Annotated in this window: 22 protein-coding genes; 12 read left to right on the forward strand and 10 right to left on the reverse strand. The window is 60.9% G+C overall.

Going from position 1 to position 19,418, the window contains the following annotated elements; all coding sequences use genetic code 11:
• Nucleotide 1 precedes the first annotated feature (1 nt).
• The 6 genes from AACH39_RS07940 to AACH39_RS07965 all read right to left on the reverse strand — a co-directional run bounded on the left by AACH39_RS07940 (nt 2) and on the right by AACH39_RS07965 (nt 7,101).
• Nucleotides 2-976, reverse strand: coding sequence for a peptide ABC transporter ATP-binding protein (locus tag AACH39_RS07940; protein WP_215781179.1), 975 nt, complete (start codon nt 974-976; stop codon nt 2-4).
• A complete protein-coding gene (locus AACH39_RS07945; protein WP_215781177.1) occupies nt 973-1,947 on the reverse strand; it encodes an oligopeptide/dipeptide ABC transporter ATP-binding protein in 975 nt (324 codons plus the stop codon). Before AACH39_RS07945 ends, AACH39_RS07940 begins: the two co-directional genes overlap by 4 nt.
• A gap of 10 nt (nt 1,948-1,957) precedes the next feature.
• Nucleotides 1,958-2,869, reverse strand: coding sequence for an ABC transporter permease subunit (locus AACH39_RS07950; protein WP_215781175.1), 912 nt, complete (start codon nt 2,867-2,869; stop codon nt 1,958-1,960).
• A gap of 16 nt (nt 2,870-2,885) precedes the next feature.
• Nucleotides 2,886-3,914 (reverse strand): ABC transporter permease subunit, encoded by a 1,029-nt coding sequence (locus AACH39_RS07955; protein ID WP_215781173.1) that lies wholly within the window; start codon nt 3,912-3,914, stop codon nt 2,886-2,888.
• A gap of 265 nt (nt 3,915-4,179) precedes the next feature.
• A complete protein-coding gene (locus AACH39_RS07960; protein WP_215781171.1) occupies nt 4,180-5,772 on the reverse strand; it encodes an ABC transporter substrate-binding protein in 1,593 nt (530 codons plus the stop codon).
• Nucleotides 5,773-5,979: 207 nt separating this feature from the next.
• Complete coding sequence (locus tag AACH39_RS07965) at nt 5,980-7,101, reverse strand: beta-ketoacyl-ACP synthase III (protein ID WP_215781169.1); 1,122 nt, start codon at nt 7,099-7,101, stop codon at nt 5,980-5,982.
• 266 nt (nt 7,102-7,367) lie between these two features.
• Here AACH39_RS07965 and iscR point away from each other — a divergent pair, with 266 nt between their 5' ends.
• The 10 genes from iscR to udk all read left to right on the forward strand — a co-directional run bounded on the left by iscR (nt 7,368) and on the right by udk (nt 14,337).
• The gene (gene iscR, locus AACH39_RS07970) at nt 7,368-7,859 is read left to right on the forward strand and encodes a Fe-S cluster assembly transcriptional regulator IscR (RefSeq protein WP_215781167.1); all 492 of its coding nucleotides are present in this window, start codon (nt 7,368-7,370) and stop codon (nt 7,857-7,859) included.
• 30 nt (nt 7,860-7,889) lie between these two features.
• Nucleotides 7,890-9,107: an IscS subfamily cysteine desulfurase gene (locus tag AACH39_RS07975; RefSeq protein ID WP_305798423.1), complete on the forward strand. Its 1,218-nt coding sequence runs from the start codon at nt 7,890-7,892 to the stop codon at nt 9,105-9,107.
• A gap of 49 nt (nt 9,108-9,156) precedes the next feature.
• On the forward strand, nt 9,157-9,540 hold the full coding sequence (gene iscU / locus AACH39_RS07980; protein ID WP_215781165.1) for a Fe-S cluster assembly scaffold IscU: 384 nt from the start codon (nt 9,157-9,159) through the stop codon (nt 9,538-9,540).
• A gap of 18 nt (nt 9,541-9,558) precedes the next feature.
• Nucleotides 9,559-9,882, forward strand: a complete 324-nt coding sequence (gene iscA, locus AACH39_RS07985) for an iron-sulfur cluster assembly protein IscA (RefSeq protein WP_215781163.1) — start codon at nt 9,559-9,561, stop codon at nt 9,880-9,882.
• Between the two features lie 52 nt (nt 9,883-9,934).
• Entirely contained in the window at nt 9,935-10,468 is a 534-nt protein-coding gene (hscB, locus tag AACH39_RS07990) for a Fe-S protein assembly co-chaperone HscB (RefSeq protein WP_215781161.1), read from the forward strand.
• 28 nt (nt 10,469-10,496) lie between these two features.
• Nucleotides 10,497-12,359, forward strand: a complete 1,863-nt coding sequence (gene hscA, locus AACH39_RS07995; RefSeq protein ID WP_338621240.1) for a Fe-S protein assembly chaperone HscA — start codon at nt 10,497-10,499, stop codon at nt 12,357-12,359.
• 6 nt (nt 12,360-12,365) lie between these two features.
• Nucleotides 12,366-12,707 carry an ISC system 2Fe-2S type ferredoxin gene (gene fdx / locus AACH39_RS08000; protein ID WP_215781156.1) on the forward strand — a complete coding sequence of 114 codons (342 nt, stop codon included), beginning with the start codon at nt 12,366-12,368 and terminating at the stop codon, nt 12,705-12,707.
• Nucleotides 12,708-12,718: 11 nt separating this feature from the next.
• Nucleotides 12,719-12,916, forward strand: a complete 198-nt coding sequence (iscX, locus tag AACH39_RS08005; protein ID WP_215781154.1) for a Fe-S cluster assembly protein IscX — start codon at nt 12,719-12,721, stop codon at nt 12,914-12,916.
• Between the two features lie 128 nt (nt 12,917-13,044).
• Nucleotides 13,045-13,680: a glutathione S-transferase family protein gene (locus AACH39_RS08010; RefSeq protein WP_338621241.1), complete on the forward strand. Its 636-nt coding sequence runs from the start codon at nt 13,045-13,047 to the stop codon at nt 13,678-13,680.
• A 42-nt stretch (nt 13,681-13,722) separates the two neighbouring features.
• Nucleotides 13,723-14,337 (forward strand): uridine kinase, encoded by a 615-nt coding sequence (gene udk / locus AACH39_RS08015; protein WP_215781149.1) that lies wholly within the window; start codon nt 13,723-13,725, stop codon nt 14,335-14,337.
• A 52-nt stretch (nt 14,338-14,389) separates the two neighbouring features.
• On the opposite strand, the gene AACH39_RS08020 is transcribed toward udk, so the two are convergent.
• Entirely contained in the window at nt 14,390-14,515 is a 126-nt protein-coding gene (locus AACH39_RS08020) for a hypothetical protein (protein ID WP_256444965.1), read from the reverse strand.
• A 3-nt stretch (nt 14,516-14,518) separates the two neighbouring features.
• On the reverse strand, nt 14,519-15,925 hold the full coding sequence (gene hemN / locus AACH39_RS08025) for an oxygen-independent coproporphyrinogen III oxidase (RefSeq protein ID WP_215781147.1): 1,407 nt from the start codon (nt 15,923-15,925) through the stop codon (nt 14,519-14,521).
• 109 nt (nt 15,926-16,034) lie between these two features.
• On the opposite strand from hemN, the gene fnr reads away from it, so the two are divergent.
• Entirely contained in the window at nt 16,035-16,784 is a 750-nt protein-coding gene (fnr, locus tag AACH39_RS08030) for a fumarate/nitrate reduction transcriptional regulator Fnr (protein ID WP_215781145.1), read from the forward strand.
• Between the two features lie 27 nt (nt 16,785-16,811).
• On the opposite strand, the gene AACH39_RS08035 is transcribed toward fnr, so the two are convergent.
• Together AACH39_RS08035 and AACH39_RS08040 are read right to left on the reverse strand one after the other, a co-directional pair.
• A complete protein-coding gene (locus AACH39_RS08035; protein WP_215781143.1) occupies nt 16,812-17,723 on the reverse strand; it encodes a DUF1853 family protein in 912 nt (303 codons plus the stop codon).
• Complete coding sequence (locus AACH39_RS08040; RefSeq protein WP_215781141.1) at nt 17,701-18,465, reverse strand: RNA methyltransferase; 765 nt, start codon at nt 18,463-18,465, stop codon at nt 17,701-17,703. Before AACH39_RS08040 ends, AACH39_RS08035 begins: the two co-directional genes overlap by 23 nt.
• A gap of 141 nt (nt 18,466-18,606) precedes the next feature.
• On the opposite strand from AACH39_RS08040, the gene AACH39_RS08045 reads away from it, so the two are divergent.
• Nucleotides 18,607-19,395, forward strand: coding sequence for an inositol monophosphatase family protein (locus tag AACH39_RS08045; protein ID WP_215781139.1), 789 nt, complete (start codon nt 18,607-18,609; stop codon nt 19,393-19,395).
• The last annotated feature ends 23 nt before the right edge of the window (nt 19,396-19,418 follow it).

Raw genomic sequence — 19,418 nt, forward strand, 5'->3', positions numbered from 1 at the left:
ATCAGCTGTTGATCTCCTCGGCACGATGGCAAGCCACCTGGCGCTGATCCAGTTCGCGCAACTCAGGGGTCTCCTGTTTGCAACGCTCGACGGCAAACGGGCAGCGCTTGTGGAAGGCGCACCCCGTGGGCGGTTTGAGCGGGCTGGGCAACTCGCCCTGGATCTTGATCTGAATACGGCGATCTTCCGGGTGGATCGACGGCGTGGCCGACAGCAGCGCCTGGGTATAAGGATGCAGCGGACGGGCGTAGAGGGTTTCCTTGGCGCCGATTTCCACCACCCGCCCCAGATACATCACCATCACGTCGTTGGCCACATGCTCCACCACCGCCAGATTGTGCGAGACGAACACATAGGTGGTGTTGAACGACTCCTGCAGATCCATGAACAGATTGAGCACCTGCGCCTGAATCGAGACATCCAGCGCACTGGTCGGCTCGTCGGCCACCACGATCTTCGGGTTGAGCATCATGGCACGCGCAATGGCGATACGCTGGCGCTGGCCACCGGAGAACATGTGCGGGTAGCGGTAATAGTGCTCCGGACGCAGGCCGACCAGCTTCATCATCGACTGCACACGCTCCAGGCGCTCCGCCGCCGACAACTGGCTGTTGATCACCAACGGTTCGGACAGTTGCGTCCCGATCTTCTGTCGCGGATTGAGCGAGGCATAGGGGTTCTGGAACACCATCTGCACCTTGGTGCGCATGGCCTTCAGTTCCGCCTTCGAGGCCTTGGCCGCATCCTGGCCGTCGAGCAGCAGAGACCCGGAGGTCGGCGGCTCGATCAGGGTGAGCTGGCGTGCCAGTGTCGACTTGCCACAGCCGGACTCCCCCACCACCGCCAGGGTACGACCGGCCTGCAGGTCGAACGAGACGCCGTTGAGGGCTTTGACCGTGGCATGGCCCTTGAGAAAGCCTTGCGACACCTGATAGTGACGGGTCAGATCCCGTGCCTGCAAAACATGTTCAGTCATTGCGTGTCCTTGGCCGAAAGAGGGAAATAGCAGCGCACGGCGCCGGCGGCGTTATGCTCGAGCACCGGACGCTCACCGCGGCAGCGGTCGGTCACATAGGGGCAGCGAGGCGACAGCAGGCAACCCTTGGGTCGGTCGTAATGCCCGGGGACGATACCCGGCAGGGTGTTCAGTCGGCGCGCCCCCTTGCTGTGCTCGGGAATCGACGACAGCAGCGCCTCGGTGTAGGGATGCTGCGGATGACGGAAGATGCCCGGGACGGCCCCCTCCTCCACCACCTGGCCGGCATACATCACCGCCAGCCGGTGCGCCACCTCGGCCACGACCGCCAGATCGTGGGTAATGAGGATCAGCGCCATATTGTGGCTCTTCTGCAGATTGACCAGCAGCGACATGATCTGCGCCTGAATGGTCACATCCAGCGCCGTGGTCGGTTCGTCGGCAATCAGCAGTTTCGGGTTACAGGCAATCGCCATGGCAATCGCCACACGCTGGCTCATCCCGCCGGACAGCTGGTGCGGATAGGCATCCAGCCGGGTCGCGGCGGCCGGAATCTCGACCATTTCCATCAATTCGATGGCGCGCTGCTTCAGCGCAGCACCACGCAGCCCCTGATGCACCTTGAGCACTTCCATGATCTGATAACCGACGGTAAAGCTCGGATTCAGGGCCGTCATCGGATCCTGAAAGATCATCGAAATATCCTTGCCGACGATCTTGCGCCGCTCGCGTGCCGGCAGGGTCAGCAGATCCTTGCCATCGAACTGCAGCTTGTCAGCCACAATGCGACCCTGGCCTTCCAGCAGGCCCATCATGGCCATCATGGTGACCGATTTGCCGGAGCCGGACTCACCGACAATCCCGACGATCTCGCCCTGCTTGACGCTCAGGTCCAGCCCTTCGACGGCAGCGAAGGGATTGGCTTCGGCACCGAACAGCACGGACAGATTGTTGATTTCCAGCAGACTCATGTTATTCCTCTCACGCCGCGCGTTTCAGTTTCGGATCCAGCGCATCGCGCAGACCGTCACCGATCAGATTGATCGCCAGCACCGACAGCAGAATGGTCAGACCGGGCCAGGACACCACCCACCAGGCGCGTTCGATGTAGTCACGCGCGCTGGAGAGCATGGCGCCCCATTCGGCAGAAGGCGGCTGCACCCCCATGCCGAGGAAGCCCAGGGCAGCAGCATCCAGAATCGCAGAGGAGAAGCTCATGGTGGCGTGCACGATCAGCGGTGCCATGCAGTTGGGCAGCACGGTGACGAACATCAGACGGACCGTGCCGGCACCGGCCACGCGAGCCGCCGTGACATAGTCGCGGTTCAGCTCGGTCATGGCCGACGCGCGCACCAGGCGCACATAGCCCGGCAGCGATACCACGGAAATGGCAATGATGGTGTTGACCATGCTCGGCCCGAGGATCGCCACGATGGCAATCGCCAGCAGCAGCGACGGCAGGGCCATCATCACGTCCATGACGCGCATGATCAGCGGCCCCAGTACCTTGGGGAAGAAGGCCGCCAGCAGGCCGAGAATGATGCCCGGGATCAGCGAGGACAATACGGCGGACAGGCCGATCAGCAGCGACAGGCGCGAGCCGTAGATCAGACGCGACAACATGTCGCGGCCGATCTCATCGGTGCCGAGCAGGAAGCGGCTGCTGCCGCCATCGGCCCAGCTGGGCGGCGTCAGCATGAAGTCGCGGTACTGTTCCACCGGGTTATAGGGCGCCACCCAGGGCGCAAACAGCGCCGCCAGCACCACCACGGTCAGGAACACCAGTCCGATCACGGCCCCCTTGTTGAAACTGAAACCCTGCCAGAACTCTTTCAGCGGCGAGGGGTAGGCCAGTGCCTTGTCTTCGGCACTGCTTTGTACTTGGGTTGTCATGCTTGCTACTCCCCTGTTATTTGGCATGGCGAATGCGCGGATTGGCGATGCCGTACAGGATGTCGACAATGAAGTTGACCAGAATCACCAGCAGCGCCACCAGCAGAATGCCGTTTTGCACGACCGGGTAGTCACGGCGCTGGATGGCGTCGATCAGCCATTTACCGATACCGGGCCAGGAGAAAATGGTTTCGGTCAGCACGGCGCCGCCCATCAGGGTACCCACCTGCAGACCGACCACGGTCAGCACCGGGATCAGCGCGTTACGCAGGGTATGGATGAAGATCACCCGGGCCGGCGACAGCCCCTTGGCGCGCGCGGTGCGCACATAGTCTTCGCGCAGCACTTCCAGCATGGACGAGCGGGTCATCCGGGCAATCACCGCCATCGGAATGGTGCCCAGTGCAATCGACGGCAGGATAAGATGCGCCAGCGCATCGCGCAGCGCCCCGGCGTAGTTGGCCGGATCATTGTGTTCGGCAATCCAGGCGTCGATGGTCATGAAGCCGGTGCGGGCAGGTATATCAAATGCCAGGTCGATACGACCGGATACCGGCGTCCAGCCGAGTTTGACCGAGAACAGCATGATCAGCAGCAGGCCCAGCCAGAAGATCGGCATGGAGAAGCCGGTCAGCGACAGGCCCATGACCCCGTGATCAAACAGGGAACCACGCTTGATGGCGGCAATCACGCCAGCCAGCAGGCCGACCACCACGGCAAACAGCATGGCCGATGCCGCCAGCTCCAGCGTGGCCGGGAACAGGGTCGTGAACTCGTTCCAGACATTGTCACGGGTGATCAGCGACTGGCCGAGGTTGCCATGCAGCAGATTGCCGACATAGTCGAAATATTGTTGGTACAACGGTTTGTCCAGCCCGAGGCGATGCAGCGCAGCGGCGTGCAGGGCCGGGTCGAGGGTCCGTTCGCCCACCATCACTTCAATGGGATCGCCCGGGATCATGCGGATCAGGCCGAAGGTCAGCAGGGTAATGCCGATGACCGAAGGGGCCAGCAACCACAAGCGTCTGAGAATGAATGAAAACATGCGTGTCACCTCCGCGCGGCACTTCCAGCTGCGACTGCCGCGCATTTGCTTTTATCTGGCAGGGAGGAAACCGGGGAGGACGGGCCGGCGCGGGGACGCAGGCAGACAGCGCGCACGATGAACGCCGCCCCATCGTCGGATGGGCCGGACATCGTTGACTGACCAGCTCTCTGTTGCCCCTTTGACCAGCAATCCGGGCGTTGTCTCGCCTCTCTGATTTCGACCACACGCCCGGGGCCGGGCCCCGGGCGCTACTACCGTGTCATTACTTGACGCTTACACCATAGAAGGAGTTAAGACCGAACGGGCTGACCTTGAAGCCCACCACATTGGCGGTCGTCGGTTCGTTGACCGTGCTGTGGGCAATGGTGGTCAGCGGCAGCTGTTGCTTGGCAATCACCTGGGCCTTCGAGTAGTCCTTGGTGCGCTCGGCCACATTGGTGGTGCGCTTGCCACGCTGGATCAGATCATCGAACGGCTTGTAGCACCACTTGGTGTAGTTGTTGCCGTTGACGGCTTCGCAACCCAGCAGGGCATTGAGCCAGTTGTCCGGATCACCGTTGTCGCCGGTCCAGCCGACCAGAATGGCATCGTGCTCGCCATTCTTGGCACGCTTCAGGTATTCACCCCATTCGTAGGTGACGATCTTGGCGCGCACACCGATCTTGGCCCAGTCGGACTGGATCATCTCGGCCATCAGCTTGGCATTGGGGTTATACGGACGCTGTACCGGCATCGCCCACAGGGTGAGGTCGAAACCGTTCGGGAAACCGGCCTTGCTCAGCAGTGCCTTGGCCTTGGACGGGTCAAACGGCGCATCCTTCACGCTCTTGTTGTAGGACCACTGGGTCGGCGGCATCGGGTTGACGGCCGGCTGGCCCTGCCCCTGGTAGACGGCCTTCAGGATGGCCGGCTTGTTGATGGACATATCCAGCGCCTGGCGCACTTCCAGCTTGTTCAGCGGGGCATGCAGCACGTTGTAGCCCAGGTAGCCGACGTTGAAGCCGGACTGGGTCAGCACATGCAGCTTGGGATCGGCCTTCATGGCGGCGACATCGGCCGGACGCGGGTAGGCGGCAACCTGGCACTCACCGGCCTTCAGCTTCTGGTAGCGCACCGACGGGTCGGTGGTGATGGCGAAAATCAGGTTATCCAGCTTGACGTCGCCCTTGTTCCAGTATTCCTTGTTGCCGACGAAACGGATCTGGGCATCTTTCTGATAGCGCTTGAAGATGAACGGACCGGTACCGATCGGCTGGCTGTTGATCTGCTCCGGATGGCCGGCCTTGAGCAGCTTGTCGGCGTATTCGGCCGACTGGATCGAGGCGAAGCTCATGGCCAGGTCGGCCAGGAAGGAGGCATCGACGCTCTTCAGCACAAAGCGCACGGTCATCGGATCGACCTTTTCGACCTTGACGATGTTGTCCGGCATGCCCATGTCGGAGAAGTACGGGAAGTCGGTCGGGTAGGCCTTGCGGAACGGATGGTCCTTGTTCAGCATGCGGTCGAAGGTAAAGACCACGTCATCGGCGTTGAAGGTGCGGGTCGGCTTGAAGTAGTCGGTGCTGTGGAACTTCACGCCCGGACGCAGCTTGAAGGTGTAGTTCAGGCCGTCGGCAGACACGTCCCAGCTGGTGGCCAGACCGGGGATCAGCTTGGTACTGCCACGTTCGAATTGCACCAGACGGTTGAAGACGGTTTCGGCAGAAGCGTCGAAGTCGGTACCGGAGGTGTACTGGCCCGGATCAAAACCCGCCGGGCTGCCTTCGGAGCAGTAAATCAGGGTGCCGCCAGCGGACACGTACGACGCAGCGGCCAGCAGACCAGCTGCCAGCAGTACTTTCTTTGCATCTCGCATAATCTCTCTATTCCTCTGTATTTATTTTGATTAGGCCATCAAGGGCCATGCGGTATACATTATGCATTTGTATCGTATTTGACAAGCATCAAACCGATAATGATGCGAAAAGCGTAGCCGGGCAGAATTAAATGTCAAAAAAGGCGCAACGAGTATCGCTGCGCCTTGTGGAAATACTGGCGATGACGGAATGGCGGTCGGCCTGTCTCAGCGTACCCTCAGCACCACACTGCCGACCGAGTAGCCGGCGCCGAACGAAGAAATGACCCCCACGTCGCCAGAAACGAGATCATCCTTATATAAGTGAAAGGCGATAATCGAGCCAGCCGAACTGGTGTTGGCATAGCGGTCGAGAATCACCGGCGCCTCGATCTCGCTGGCATCCCGACCCAACACACGGCGGGCAATCAGCTGGTTCATGGACAGATTGGCCTGATGTAGCCAGAAGCGCTTGACGCTGTCCGGGGCAATCGACAACTGATCCAGGTGGCCGACAATATGCTCGCCGACCATCGGGCAGACCTCCTTGAAGACCTTGCGCCCCTGCTGGACGAACAATTTGTCCGGCTGGCCAATTCCCCGCTCGTCACACGCATTGAGAAAGCCGAAATTATTGCGGATGGCATTGGAGAACAGGGTGGCCAGCCTGGTGCCCAACACCTCGAACACCTGAGCGGCCCGGGCATCCTCGGCTCGCTCCACCAGCACGGCACTGGCCGCGTCACCAAAGATGAAATGGCTGTCCCGATCGCGGAAATTCAGGTGGGCCGAGCAAATCTCGGGGCTGATCACCAGGGCCGCGCGCGCCTGGCCGGTGGCGACGGCATTCACCGCATTCTGGATACCAAAGGTGGCCGAGGAGCAAGCCACATTCATGTCGAAGGCAAAGCCGCTGATGCCGAGCGCCTGCTGCACCTCGACCGCCATGGCCGGATAGGCGCGTTGCATATTGGAGCAGGCGACAATCACCATATCGATGTCTGCCGGGACGCGCCCGGCGTTCTCCAGCGCCTGGCGGGCCGCTGCCACCGCCATTTCGGCCTGCAGCGACAATGCCTCGTTATCGCGCTCGGGCAGGAAGGGGCGCATGCGCTGCGGATCCAGCACGCCGGACTTGTCCATCAGATAGCGCTGGCGGATGCCCGAGGCCTTGACGATGAAATCGCTGCTGGACTCGGCCAGGGCCTCGCGGCTGCCGGCCGCAATCTCTGCGGCATGCTGCTGGTTGTACTGCGCCACATAGGTATTGAATGCTGCGACCAGCTCGTCATTGCTGACCGCATGCGGCGGCGTGAACAAGCCGGTACCGCTGATGACTGCCTGATACATGAAGAATCTCCTCGCCTCGACAGCCACGGGCTCGCCTTGTCATGCCACAAGCCGCGTCACTGCCGCCATTTTGTTCTGTTGAAGTGCAGCAAATATACCAAGAGGATGACACGATTGTCAGAAAACGATCACAAATCCGCCATTTCCCAGTAAAATGATCAACTATCAACTTTGGTGGGCATGCTCCCGTCAAAAATTAGTTGACCAAATTACTCGGGATTTGCGTATAATCAGCTCGACCACTTTCTTTTTGGGAGCTTCCTACCATGCGCCTGACCACTAAAGGCCGATTTGCCGTCACGGCCATGCTGGACCTGGCACTGCGCCAGGACAAGGGTCCCGTCACGCTGGCCGGCATCAGCGAAAGACAGAACATCTCGCTCTCCTATCTGGAGCAGCTGTTCGGCAAGCTGCGCCGGGCCGAACTGGTCGACAGCGTTCGCGGACCGGGCGGCGGATACACCCTGGCACGCGCCCCCGAGGATATCTCGGTGGCTCATATCATTACCGCGGTTGACGAGCCGGTGGATGCCACGCAGTGCGGTGGCCGCGAAAATTGTCGCGGTCAGAACCAGCGGTGCATGACCCATGACTTGTGGACCAACCTGAATGCCACCATCTTCAATTATCTATCGCAGGTGAGCCTCGGCAACCTTGTCGACGAGCAGCTGGCCAAAGATACGGCCGTGCTGCAGGACAAGCGCGAAGCGGCCCCCGCACATCGATCGCAGCCAGCCTCGGCCGGCGGCGCCTTGTGACTGCGGAAACACTTTGTGGAGAACGTTTAAATGTCCCAGATGAAGCTTCCGATCTATCTTGACTACTCGGCCACCACCCCGGTTGATCCGCGCGTGGCAGAGAAGATGATCCCCTGGCTGACCGAGCACTTCGGCAACCCGGCTTCACGCAGTCACAGTTTCGGCTGGGAGGCCGAAGATGCGGTTGAAAACGCCCGGGCGGAAGTGGCTCGCCTGGTCAACTGCGACCCGAAAGAAATCATCTGGACCTCGGGTGCCACCGAGTCCGACAACCTCGCCATCAAGGGCGCGGCGCAGTTCTACCAGACCCGCGGCAAGCACATCATCACCGTGCGCACCGAACACAAGGCCGTGCTGGATACCTGCCGCGAGCTGGAACGCGAAGGCTTCGAAGTCACCTACCTGCCGGTCAAGCCGGACGGCCTGATTGATCTTGATCAGTTCAAGGCCGCCATGCGCCCGGATACCATTCTGGCGTCAGTCATGCTGGTCAACAACGAGATCGGCGTGATTCAGGATATCGATACGCTGGGAGCGCTGTGCCGCGAAAAGGGTGTGATCTTCCATGTGGACGCCGCCCAGGCCACCGGCAAGGTCGCCATCGATCTGGAAAAGCAGCCGGTTGACCTGATGAGCTTCTCGGCTCACAAGACCTATGGTCCCAAGGGCATCGGCGCCCTGTACATCCGCCGCAAGCCGCGCGTCCGTCTGGAAGCGCAGATGCATGGCGGCGGTCACGAGCGTGGCTTCCGTTCCGGCACCCTGGCCACGCACCAGATCGTCGGCATGGGGGAAAGCTTCCGCCTGGCGCGCGAAGAGATGGCACACGAAAACGAGCGCATCCGCATGCTGCGCGACCGCCTGTGGAATGGCGTCAAGGGCATGGAAGAGGTTTACCTCAACGGCGACATGGATCAGCGCGTGCCGCACAACCTGAACATCAGCTTCAACTTCGTCGAAGGTGAGTCGCTGATCATGGCCATCAAGGAACTGGCCGTCTCCAGTGGCTCGGCCTGCACCTCGGCCAGCCTGGAGCCGTCTTATGTGCTGCGCGCGCTGGGACGCAACGACGAACTGGCACACAGCTCGATCCGCTTCACCATCGGTCGTTTCACCACGGTCGAGCAGATCGACTTTGCCGTCGCCCTGCTGCGCGAGAAGATCGGCAAGCTGCGCGAACTGTCGCCCCTGTGGGAGATGTACAAGGACGGCGTGGACCTGAATAGCGTGCAGTGGGCTGCACACTGAACTGAAACCGGGCGGCAGCCGCCGCCCCTTGGCAGCAAGAGGTTACATCATGGCTTACAGCAACAAAGTACTGGATCACTACGAGAATCCGCGCAACGTCGGTGCCTTCGACAAGGACGACGGCCAGGTCGGTACCGGCATGGTCGGCGCACCGGCCTGTGGCGATGTCATGAAACTGCAGATCAAGGTCAGTGAGGACGGCGTCATCGAAGACGCACGCTTCAAGACCTATGGTTGCGGCTCGGCCATCGCCTCTTCCTCGCTGGTGACCGAATGGGTCAAGGGCAAGACCCTGGACGAAGCCCTGAACATCCGCAATACCGAAATCGCCGAAGAGCTGGAGTTGCCGCCGGTCAAGATCCACTGCTCGATTCTGGCGGAAGATGCCATCAAGGCAGCGGTCAGCGATTACAAGCAAAAACACGGCAAATAAGCGGCGACAGGTAACACTATGGCCATCACCCTTTCCGAAAGCGCTGCGGCGCATGTCAGCAACTTCATTGCCAAGCGCGGCAAAGGTCTCGGCATCCGCCTGGGTGTCAAGACCTCCGGCTGCTCCGGCATGGCGTACAAGCTGGAATTCGTCGATGTCGAAAACCCGGAAGACATCTTCTTCGAAAGTCACGGCCTGCGGGTCTACACCGACGAGAAGAGTCTGAGCTACATCGACGGCACCGAGCTCGACTACGTCAAGGAAGGCTTGAACGAAGGGTTCAAGTTCAACAATCCGAACGTGAAGAACGAATGCGGTTGCGGCGAAAGCTTCAACGTCTGAACGGTGCACGTTGCGCCCCGGCATCCAGCTGCCGGGGCCTGCTGGAGTGTTGATGAACCCTGATTTCCAACAGAGTCACTTTGCGCTTTTCGGCCTGCCCGAACGCTTTGCGCTGGACAGCGCTCAGCTCGATCAGGCCTGGCGTGCCGTGGCTGCCGAAGTCCATCCCGACCGCTACGCCCATGCCGGTGACGCCGAAAAGCGCGTCGCCCTGATGATGGCCACCCGCGTCAATGAAGCCTACCGCACCCTGAAGTCCCCGCTGGCCCGGGCTCGCTACCTGCTCACGCTGGCCGGCACCGACACGCAGGAAGAAACCAATACCAGCATGCCCGGTGCGTTTCTGATGCAGCAGATGACCTGGCGCGAAACCATCGAGGATGCCCGCCGTGCCCGCGACAGCGCCACCCTGGACCGTCTGGCGGCCGAGCTGCGGGACGAAACCCGCCAGCTGGAGCAGCAACTGGTTCACACACTGGATATCGAACGCGACGACGACCAGGCTGCACTGCTGGTACGCAAGTGGCGTTTTCTGGAAAAACTTGGTCAGGAAGTCGATGACGCCCTCGAACAGGCGCTGTCCTGACCCCCTCACCCCTTACTGATCGTTTGCCATGGCCCTTTTGCAAATCGCCGAACCCGGCTTGTCCGCCGCCCCACATCAGCATCGCAATGCGATCGGCATCGATCTGGGCACCACCAACTCGCTGGTTGCCATCGTGCGCAGCGGCACAGCCACCGTGCTGCCCGATGATGAAGGCAACACGCTGCTGCCCTCGGTGGTCCGTTACCTCGACCAGGACGGGCAAGTCACCGTCGGCCACGGTGCCATGCAGGCCATCAGCCAGGATCCGGTCAATACCATTGCCTCGGTCAAGCGGCTCATGGGCCGTGGTCTGGCCGATATCGGCGACCTGAATGACCTGCCCTACCGCTTTGTCGATGCACCGGGCATGGCCCAGTTGCAGACCCGCGCCGGGATCAAGAGCCCGGTGGAAGTCTCGGCAGAAATCCTGCGCGCGCTGAAAGCCCGTGCCGAAGCCAGCATCACGGGCGATCTGCTCGGCGCGGTCATCACCGTGCCCGCCTATTTCGACGATGCCCAGCGTCAGGCCACCAAGGATGCGGCACAGCTGGCAGGTATCAATGTGCTGCGCCTGCTGAACGAGCCGACTGCGGCCGCCATCGCTTACGGCCTGGACAATGGTTCGGAAGGGGTCTACGTGGTCTACGACCTCGGCGGCGGCACCTTCGACGTCTCGGTCCTGCGACTGAGCAAGGGGGTGTTCGAAGTGCTGGCCACCAGTGGCGACTCGGCGCTGGGCGGCGATGATTTCGACCACCGGATCTATTGCTGGGCCCTGGAAGAGGCCCAACTCTCCGGCCTGTCCCCTTCCGACGCCCGCACATTGCACAGCGCGGCACGTCAGGCCAAGGAAGCCTTGTCCGAGCATACCGAAACCCGTCTGTCGGCGGAGCTGCAAGACGGACAACAGGTCGAGCTGACACTGGCACGCGATACCTTGCGTGACATCTGCCGCAACCTGGTACAAAAAACCCTGCTGCCGGTCAGAAAGGCGCTGCGCGATGCCGGTATCGGCATCGACGAGGTGCAGGGTGTGGTCATGGTAGGGGGCGCTACCCGCATGCCGCAGATCCAGCAGGCAGTCGCCGAATTCTTTGGCCAGACGCCGCTCAACAACCTCGACCCGGACAAGGTCGTGGCGCTGGGCGCGGCGATTCAGGCCAATCTGCTGGCCGGCAACAAGCAGGAAGATGACTGGTTGTTGCTGGACGTGATTCCCCTGTCGCTGGGCATCGAAACCATGGGCGGCCTGACCGAGAAGATCATTCCGCGCAACAGCACCATCCCGGTGGCGCGTGCCCAGGAGTTCACCACATTCAAGGATGGCCAGACCGCCATGTCCATCCATGTACTGCAGGGGGAACGCGAGCTGGTGGCCGACTGTCGCTCGCTGGCACGCTTCACGCTGCGCGGCATTCCGCCGATGGTGGCCGGAGCCGCCCGCATCCGCATCACCTTCCAGGTGGATGCCGACGGCCTGCTGTCGGTCTCGGCGCGCGAACAGACTTCCGGCGTGGCGGCCAGCATTGAGGTCAAGCCCTCCTATGGGCTCAATGACGACGATATCAGCCGCATGCTCAGCGATTCACTGCAGCACGTACGTGAAGACATCGAGGCCCGCAAGCTGCGCGAGGCCCAGGTCAATGCCCAGGGGCTGGTCGAAGCCACGCAGGCGGCCATCCTGGCCGATGGCGACCTGTTGCAGGAGAGCGAGCGTCAGGCCATCGAGTCGGCCATTGCCGCCTGCCAGCAGGCCTGCGCCGGCAACGAGACCCGCGACATCAACGAAGCGGTCGGTCTGCTGAACCAGATCACCGAGACCTTTGCCGCGCGACGCATGGATCGCAACATCCAGCGCGCGCTCAAGGGCCAGAAAATTGGCGAATTGTGAGATCCCATGCCCAGAATCATTGTTTTGCCCCATAACGAACTGTGCCCGGAAGGCGCGGTAATCGAAGATGCCGAAAGCGGCAGCAGTCTGTGTGAGGTCTTGCTGAAAAACGGCATCGAAATCGAACACGCCTGCGAGATGTCCTGCGCCTGCACCACCTGTCATGTGGTCGTCCGCGAGGGCTTCAACTCCCTGCCGCCTTCGGACGAGCTGGAAGACGACCTGCTGGATCGTGCCTGGGGACTGGAAGCCACGTCGCGCCTGTCCTGCCAGGCGGTGATCGGTCAGGACGACCTGACCGTCGAAATTCCGCGCTACACCATCAACCACGCACGCGAGAACCACTGAGGAGGCCGATCATGAAATGGAGCGACATTTACGATATTGCCGCCGAGCTGGCGGACAGCATGCCGGATACCGACCCGCGTCATATCCGCTTCACTGACCTGCACAACTGGGTCGTCTCCCTGCCGGGGTTTGACGACGACCACGGCCGTGGCGGCGAAAAGGTGCTGGAGGCCATTCAGCAGGCCTGGATCGACGAAGTCGGCGCCTGAGCCCCTCCCGCCCCGCACCACCGTCTTGCACCACAGGACGGTGGTATTTTTTTGTCATGAGCAATCTAACCATCCCATGCACTTCTGCCGCGTTGTAAGATGAATCACCCCCATTCCCGGAGTGGCTCATGTTTACTTTGCTGATCGGCAACAAAAACCTGTCTTCCTGGTCCCTGCGCCCCTGGCTGGTACTGAAGATGCTCGACGAGCCCTTCGAAGAGCAGAAGATAGATTTGCGAGCGGCCGATGCAGCAGAACAAATCCGGGTATTCAACCCGGCCGGCAAGGTCCCGCTGTTGTACGACCGCAACTTGCGGATCGGCGACTCACTGGCCATTTGCGAATACCTGGCGGAGTGCTTTCCTCATGCCCGCCTGTGGCCACAAGGCAGTGCCGAACGGGCTCAGGCACGCTCGGTGGTGGCCGAGATGCACAGCGGCTTCCCCACCCTGCGTCAGGCAATGCCATTTGATATTTGCGGGCGCCACGCCACCCCGCCGCTGACCGCGGAACTGCAACGCGACATCCACCGCGTGCTCGAGATCTGGCAAAGTCTGCGCCAGCAACATGAAGCCGTTGGCCCCTTCCTGTTCGGCCACTTCACCCTGGCGGATGCCTTCTTTGCGCCGGTCGTCACCCGCTTCGTCAGCTATGATTATGTCTTGACCGGTCTGGCCGAACAGTACGCCGAACACATGCTGTCTCTGCCGGCCATGCAGCAATGGATTCGCGAGGCCGAGGCAGAAACAGCACTGGCGCGCTGATTACCTTTTCATTAAAATATCGGCCTTTTCCGACAGCACATCATGACCACACCTTTCATCATCGGCATCGCCGGCGGCAGCGGCAGCGGCAAGACCACCGTAACTCGCCAACTGGTCGAAACCATCGGCACCGACAAGGCAGCGGTCATCATCCAGGACAACTACTATCGTGATCAGAGTGCGCTGACCTTCGAGCAGCGGCTGCTGACCAACTACGACCATCCGCATGCCTTCGACTGGCCGCTGCTGATGTCGCACATCGATGACCTGCGCAACGGCGTGCCGATCGACATGCCGATTTATGATTTCTCGATCCACACCCGAAGCCATGAAACCCGTACCGTCGTGCCGGCACCGGTGATTCTGATCGAAGGCTTCTACTCTCTGTACGATGCGGCGCTGCGCGACATGATGTCGCTGAAAATCTTTGTCGACACCGACCCGGATGTGCGTTTCATCCGCCGGCTGCAGCGCGACATCGTCGAACGTGCCCGCTCGATGCAGCACGTCATCGATCAGTACATGTCGACGGTGCGACCGATGCATAACCAGTTCATCGAGCCGACCAAGCGCTTTGCCGACGTGATCCTGCCGCATGGCAGCAATGACCCGGCCATCGACATGATCATCGCCCGCATCGAAAGCCTGGTGGTGTAACACACGCCCATGGCCGTATGCATGCAAAAAAAGCCGGCATCCGCCGGCTTTTTCATTTGCTGCGTGGTCGCTGCTGCCACAGCCAGGCGAACGGCCAGCCCAGTAGTCGCAGGCCAAACCACAGGCCGTAGGCGACAGCCACCAGGGCCAGCAGTACCCCGTTAAGCAGACGGGACACCGCTCAGATCACCTTGGAGTAACGGGCCTTGGTCTGGCGCTCGCGCAGATGGCGATCGAACAGCATGGCCACATTGCGGATCAGGAATCGCCCCTTCGGTTCAACGGTCAGGAAGTCGCCGTCAAAATGCAGCAGGCCCATCTGCTGCATCTCGCGCAGCTTCGGGATCTCTTCCGCAAAGTAATGGGCGAAATTGATATTGAAGATTTCCTCGATGGCCTCGAACGACAAAGAGAAACGGCACATCAGCGCCTGGATGATCGAGCGGCGCAGAATGTCGTCACTGTCCAGCACCAGTCCACGCATCACCGGCAGGCGGCCGGCGTCCAGCGCCGCATAGTAGGCATCCAGCTCTTTCTCGTTCTGGCTATAGCAAGGTCCCACCTTGCCGATCGAGGACACCCCGAAGGCCAGCATGTCGCAGTCGGCGTAGGTGGAATAGCCCTGAAAATTGCGCTGCAGACGCCCCTGACGCAAGGCAACCGCCAGGTCATCATCGGGCTTGGCGAAGTGATCCATGCCGATGAACACATAGCCCGCCTCGGTCAGTTGACGCACCGAGTGTTGTAAAATATCCAATTTCACTGAAGACGACGGCAGGTCGGCTTCGTCGATACGCCGTTGCGGCATGAACAGCGTTGGCAAGTGGGCGTAATTGTATAGCGCAATGCGGTCCGGACTGATGGCGATGACCTGCTCAATGGTCCGCGCCACGGAGCTTTGCGTCTGAAACGGCAGCCCGTAGATCAGGTCGATACTGACCGATTTGAAACCTGCCTCGCGCGCCGCCTGAATCACTTCCAGTGTCTCGTCCAGGCTCTGCACCCGGTTGACGGCCTCCTGCACGCGCGGTTCCAGATCCTGCACCCCGACACTGATGCGGTTGAAACCGAATGACGCCAGTTTGAAGATCGTCTCGCGCCCCACCTTGCGCGGATCAATCTCGATGGAATATTCACCTTCCGGCAAAAAGTCGAAATGCCCGCGCAGGATATTCATCAGTCGTTCGAGTTGCGCATCCGACAAGAAGGTCGGCGTACCGCCACCAAAATGCAACTGAATGACTTTTTCTCGCTCACCGACGGCATTTGCCACCATTTCTACCTCTTTTTCCAGGTAGTCGAGGTAGATATCTGCCTTGCTCTTGTCCTTGGTGATGATCTTGTTACAGGCACAGTAATAGCAAACAGTATTGCAAAATGGTAAATGAGCATATAATGATACAGCTTTACTATTCGCCCCGATGCGACGCTGTTTGAGCCAATGACGATAATCGGCCTCGCCGAAATCCGCATGAAAGCGGTCTGCAGTCGGGTATGAGGTGTATCTCGGGCCGGAGCCTTCCAGCCGTTCGATCAGTTGTCGATCGAACTCGAAATGCTCCGGAGAAAACGAATGGATGGTGGTCATGTCGGTATTTGATGGAAAAACCGGTGGTGGGCTGGTAAATTTGCGGAAAACATTTGAATTCCGCTTTGACAAGAGTCAAGGTTCAATTAAAGGTTGCTCAAAAAACGGCATGACTGACCAGACCACCATCCAATTGCATGCGCTCAAGCTCTCCTGCTCCAACTGCAGCTTGCGCGAACTCTGCCTGCCCGTCGGACTGAATCGCGAAGAGATGACGCAGCTTGATGCCGTCATCCGCCAGAGCCGTCGCATCAAACGGGGCGAGTATCTGTTCCGCAGCGGCGAGGGCTTCAAGTCGCTGTTCGCCGTGCGCACCGGCTTCTTCAAGACCTGCGTCTCCAGCCAGGATGGCCGCGAGCAGGTCACGGGCTTCCTGATGTCCGGCGAGCTGATGGGGCTGGATGGCGTGTCTTCCAACATCCATGGCTGCGATGCCATCGCCCTGGAAGACAGCGAAGTCTGCGAACTGCCGTTCAATCGAATCGAGAGCCTTGGTCGCGACATCCCCAGCCTGCAGCACCATTTCTTCCGCCTGATGAGCCGCGAGATTGTCCGCGATCAGAACGTCATGTTGCTTCTTGGCAACATGAAGGCAGAAGAGCGTCTGGCCGCGTTCCTGCTCAACCTGTCCCAGCGTCTGGCCATCCGTGGCTTCGCCGCCAATGACTTCATCCTGCGCATGAGCCGCGAGGAAATCGGCAGCTTCCTCGGCCTGAAACTGGAAACCGTCAGCCGCACGCTGTCGAAGTTCCAGCAACAGGGCTGGATCAGCGTCGATCACAAGCACATTCAGCTGGTGAAACCGGAAGAACTCAAGCAACTGATCGCCGGCTGCATCCACTCCAACAACGCGGAGTAACTTGCCAGTCCCGACAACGGGCGCCGCTCAGCAGGCGCCCGTTGGCATTTGCTGCTGCAGCTGCACCAGCCGCCCGGCATCCGGCCAGCGCGACGGCAGAACAAAGCCGCGCCGCAATTCGCGCCATCCCCCCTCCTCTGCCACCATTTCCGCCACCATTTGAGGCGCCTCGGCTTGTGTCATCTGCACACGCAGGGCCTGTGCCGACCCCACCTCGCCGCTGGCGGCCAGCGCCGGCGACAGCCAGCGCATGCGCGGCAGCCACAGCCAGCGACTGGAGGCGTCGCGACAGGGCCAGGGCTGTTCGCAGTCAGCCATCCAGCCTTGCCATTGGGTTGCCGGCGCGAATGCCGCCTCGTCAGGCGCCTGACGGTAAAAAAAGCAGCCACGCACCAGTGCCCCGGTGCGCGGTGCCTCAAACCCCGGCGGCAGGACTTGTCGGGCCAGCGCATGGCGACTCAGCCTCAATTGCTGAGCCAGCTTGTCCTGTTTCAGCAGCCAGGCATCGCGCAGACTGGGGCCCACCAGGCCTGACGCCCCCTTTCCGCACTGCAGATAGAATTTGCTGCAGGTTTCCAGATGCCAGGGCTGGCCATCAATACGCAGCAGGAAGTCGAACTCACCCAGCGTCAGCCCTTTGTCGCGCAGCACCAGATTGTGCGCAACCAGCTCGATATGGGGGGAATGGTCAAACCAGAAAGCCAGCAGTTGCTCGGCATAGTGGCCAAGCCGCCTGACGGGACGAGCCGCCAGCCAGCGGCGCAGTGGCGCCGGATCGTTGTCCAGCATCGCCAGGCGCCTCATCCCGTCGGCCCCCAGCAGCAGCGCATCGGGCAGGTCGTCTGGCGTGAGCCAGGGTGCGCGGCCGGTCAGCAGACAGGCCAGATCACGCACCGCAGGCTGGCGCCAGGGCAGCTCAGGACTTGTCGGGAGGAACATGCCCGTCAGCCGCACGCATCACCTGCTTGAAGAAGCCGCGCAGGATGTCGACCTCTTCGCGCAGAACGCCGGCCCGATGGAACAGGGTGCGCATGCGGCGCATCAGCCGTTCGCCATTGCGGCGCTCGTAGTAGCCGATATGTGCCATGGTCTGATCCAGATGGGCGCACATGCCTTCCACCTCGTCAGCGGTCGCGGCCAGGCCGCTCGGCTTGAGATAATCGACGCCGACACCCACGTGGCTGAACAGCTCGTAGGTCATCACCTGCACCGCCATGGCCAGATTGAGGGAAAAATAATCCGGATTGCCCGGAATGGTCACCAGGCGATTGCACAGCTCGACCTCTTCGATCGACAGCCCGAAGGTCTCGTTACCGAACACCAGGGCCACCTGCTCGCCGGCCTGTGCCCGCCCCAGAAGCTCGGGCGTCAGCTCGCGCGGCACGGCCAGCGGGGTGGTCAGCTCCCGACGGCGACTGGTCAGCGCCGCGGCAACCGTCACCCCATTCAGCGCCTCTGCCAGGGTATCGACCACTTGCGCCGACTGCAGCAGATCCACCGCTCCCGAGGCCAGCGCATCGGCCTCACCACTGGGAAAAGCTTTCGGTGACACCAGCCATAATTGCGACAAACCCATGGTTTTCATGGCCCGTGCCGCCGAGCCGATGTTGCCCGGATGACTCGGTCTGGCCAGCACAATTCGGATGTTTCTCAAAAAATCAGGGACTTCGGGTTTATTCATTGACCGTTTCACATTAAAATAGCGGACATAATTTTGAAATGCGGCCTTCACATGCGCCGCCTTTCCTGTTCCTTAACCCAGATGATACCAGTCGGCGGCCCGCCCATGCGCGAGCCGTCCCTGTCAGTTTAGAGGCTGTCCATGCACCCGATGCTCAATGTGGCCATCAAGGCCGCACGCCGCGCAGGCAATGTGATTCAACGCGCTTCCATGAATGTCGATACCATCCGTGTCGAACGCAAGAAGCACAACGACTTCGTTTCCGAGGTCGATCGCGCCGCGGAACAAACCATCATTGAAACCATTCTCGAGGCCTATCCGAAGCACGCCATCCTGGCGGAAGAATCGGGCGCCAAGGGTGTGGGACAAGCCGAATACGAATGGATCATCGACCCGATCGACGGCACCACCAACTTCATCCACGGCCATACCCAGTACGCGGTTTCCATCGCGCTGGCGCACAAGGGCCAGATTCAGCAGGGCGTGGTCTACGACCCGAACCGCAACGACCTGTTCACCGCCTCGCGTGGCGTGGGCGCCTTCCTCAATGACCGCCGCATCCGCGTCGGCAAGCGTACCAACCTCAATGAATGCGTCATCTCCACCGGCTTCCCGGTGGTGGATCAGTCTTATATCGACACCTATCTCGGCATGCTCAAGGACGTGATCGGCCGTACCGCCGGCGTACGTCGCGAAGGTGCCGCCGCCATCGACCTGTGCAATGTGGCCTGCGGTCGGGTGGACGGTTTCTGGGAGTTCAACCTCAAGCCGTGGGATATCGCGGCCGGCAGCCTGATCATCCAGGAGGCCGGTGGCATCGTCACCGACATGAAGGGCGAGCAGGAATGGTTCGAATCCGGTGATATCGTGGCAGCCAGCCCGAAGGTTCTGGCCCAACTGCTGCACATCCTGTCGCCGCACGTGAAGTAAGCCATACCGCCATGAAAAAAAGC

Origin of the sequence: Paludibacterium flexuosum (assembly GCF_037076605.1) — a bacterium.
Lineage (GTDB): Bacteria > Pseudomonadota > Gammaproteobacteria > Burkholderiales > Chromobacteriaceae > Paludibacterium.

Excerpts from the sequence above, each read along its gene's own strand:
- AACH39_RS07940 (WP_215781179.1), bottom strand. The coding sequence starts at position 976 with ATGACTGAACATGTTTTGCAGGCACGGGATCTGACCCGTCACTATCAG.
- AACH39_RS07945 (WP_215781177.1), bottom strand. The coding sequence starts at position 1,947 with ATGAGTCTGCTGGAAATCAACAATCTGTCCGTGCTGTTCGGTGCCGAA.
- AACH39_RS07950 (WP_215781175.1), bottom strand. The coding sequence starts at position 2,869 with ATGACAACCCAAGTACAAAGCAGTGCCGAAGACAAGGCACTGGCCTAC.
- AACH39_RS07955 (WP_215781173.1), bottom strand. The coding sequence starts at position 3,914 with ATGTTTTCATTCATTCTCAGACGCTTGTGGTTGCTGGCCCCTTCGGTC.
- AACH39_RS07960 (WP_215781171.1), bottom strand. The coding sequence starts at position 5,772 with ATGCGAGATGCAAAGAAAGTACTGCTGGCAGCTGGTCTGCTGGCCGCT.
- AACH39_RS07965 (WP_215781169.1), bottom strand. The coding sequence starts at position 7,101 with ATGTATCAGGCAGTCATCAGCGGTACCGGCTTGTTCACGCCGCCGCAT.
- iscR (WP_215781167.1), top strand. The coding sequence starts at position 7,368 with ATGCGCCTGACCACTAAAGGCCGATTTGCCGTCACGGCCATGCTGGAC.
- AACH39_RS07975 (WP_305798423.1), top strand. The coding sequence starts at position 7,890 with ATGTCCCAGATGAAGCTTCCGATCTATCTTGACTACTCGGCCACCACC.
- iscU (WP_215781165.1), top strand. The coding sequence starts at position 9,157 with ATGGCTTACAGCAACAAAGTACTGGATCACTACGAGAATCCGCGCAAC.
- iscA (WP_215781163.1), top strand. The coding sequence starts at position 9,559 with ATGGCCATCACCCTTTCCGAAAGCGCTGCGGCGCATGTCAGCAACTTC.
- hscB (WP_215781161.1), top strand. The coding sequence starts at position 9,935 with ATGAACCCTGATTTCCAACAGAGTCACTTTGCGCTTTTCGGCCTGCCC.
- hscA (WP_338621240.1), top strand. The coding sequence starts at position 10,497 with ATGGCCCTTTTGCAAATCGCCGAACCCGGCTTGTCCGCCGCCCCACAT.
- fdx (WP_215781156.1), top strand. The coding sequence starts at position 12,366 with ATGCCCAGAATCATTGTTTTGCCCCATAACGAACTGTGCCCGGAAGGC.
- iscX (WP_215781154.1), top strand. The coding sequence starts at position 12,719 with ATGAAATGGAGCGACATTTACGATATTGCCGCCGAGCTGGCGGACAGC.
- AACH39_RS08010 (WP_338621241.1), top strand. The coding sequence starts at position 13,045 with ATGTTTACTTTGCTGATCGGCAACAAAAACCTGTCTTCCTGGTCCCTG.
- udk (WP_215781149.1), top strand. The coding sequence starts at position 13,723 with ATGACCACACCTTTCATCATCGGCATCGCCGGCGGCAGCGGCAGCGGC.
- hemN (WP_215781147.1), bottom strand. The coding sequence starts at position 15,925 with ATGACCACCATCCATTCGTTTTCTCCGGAGCATTTCGAGTTCGATCGA.
- fnr (WP_215781145.1), top strand. The coding sequence starts at position 16,035 with ATGACTGACCAGACCACCATCCAATTGCATGCGCTCAAGCTCTCCTGC.
- AACH39_RS08035 (WP_215781143.1), bottom strand. The coding sequence starts at position 17,723 with ATGTTCCTCCCGACAAGTCCTGAGCTGCCCTGGCGCCAGCCTGCGGTG.
- AACH39_RS08040 (WP_215781141.1), bottom strand. The coding sequence starts at position 18,465 with ATGAATAAACCCGAAGTCCCTGATTTTTTGAGAAACATCCGAATTGTG.
- AACH39_RS08045 (WP_215781139.1), top strand. The coding sequence starts at position 18,607 with ATGCACCCGATGCTCAATGTGGCCATCAAGGCCGCACGCCGCGCAGGC.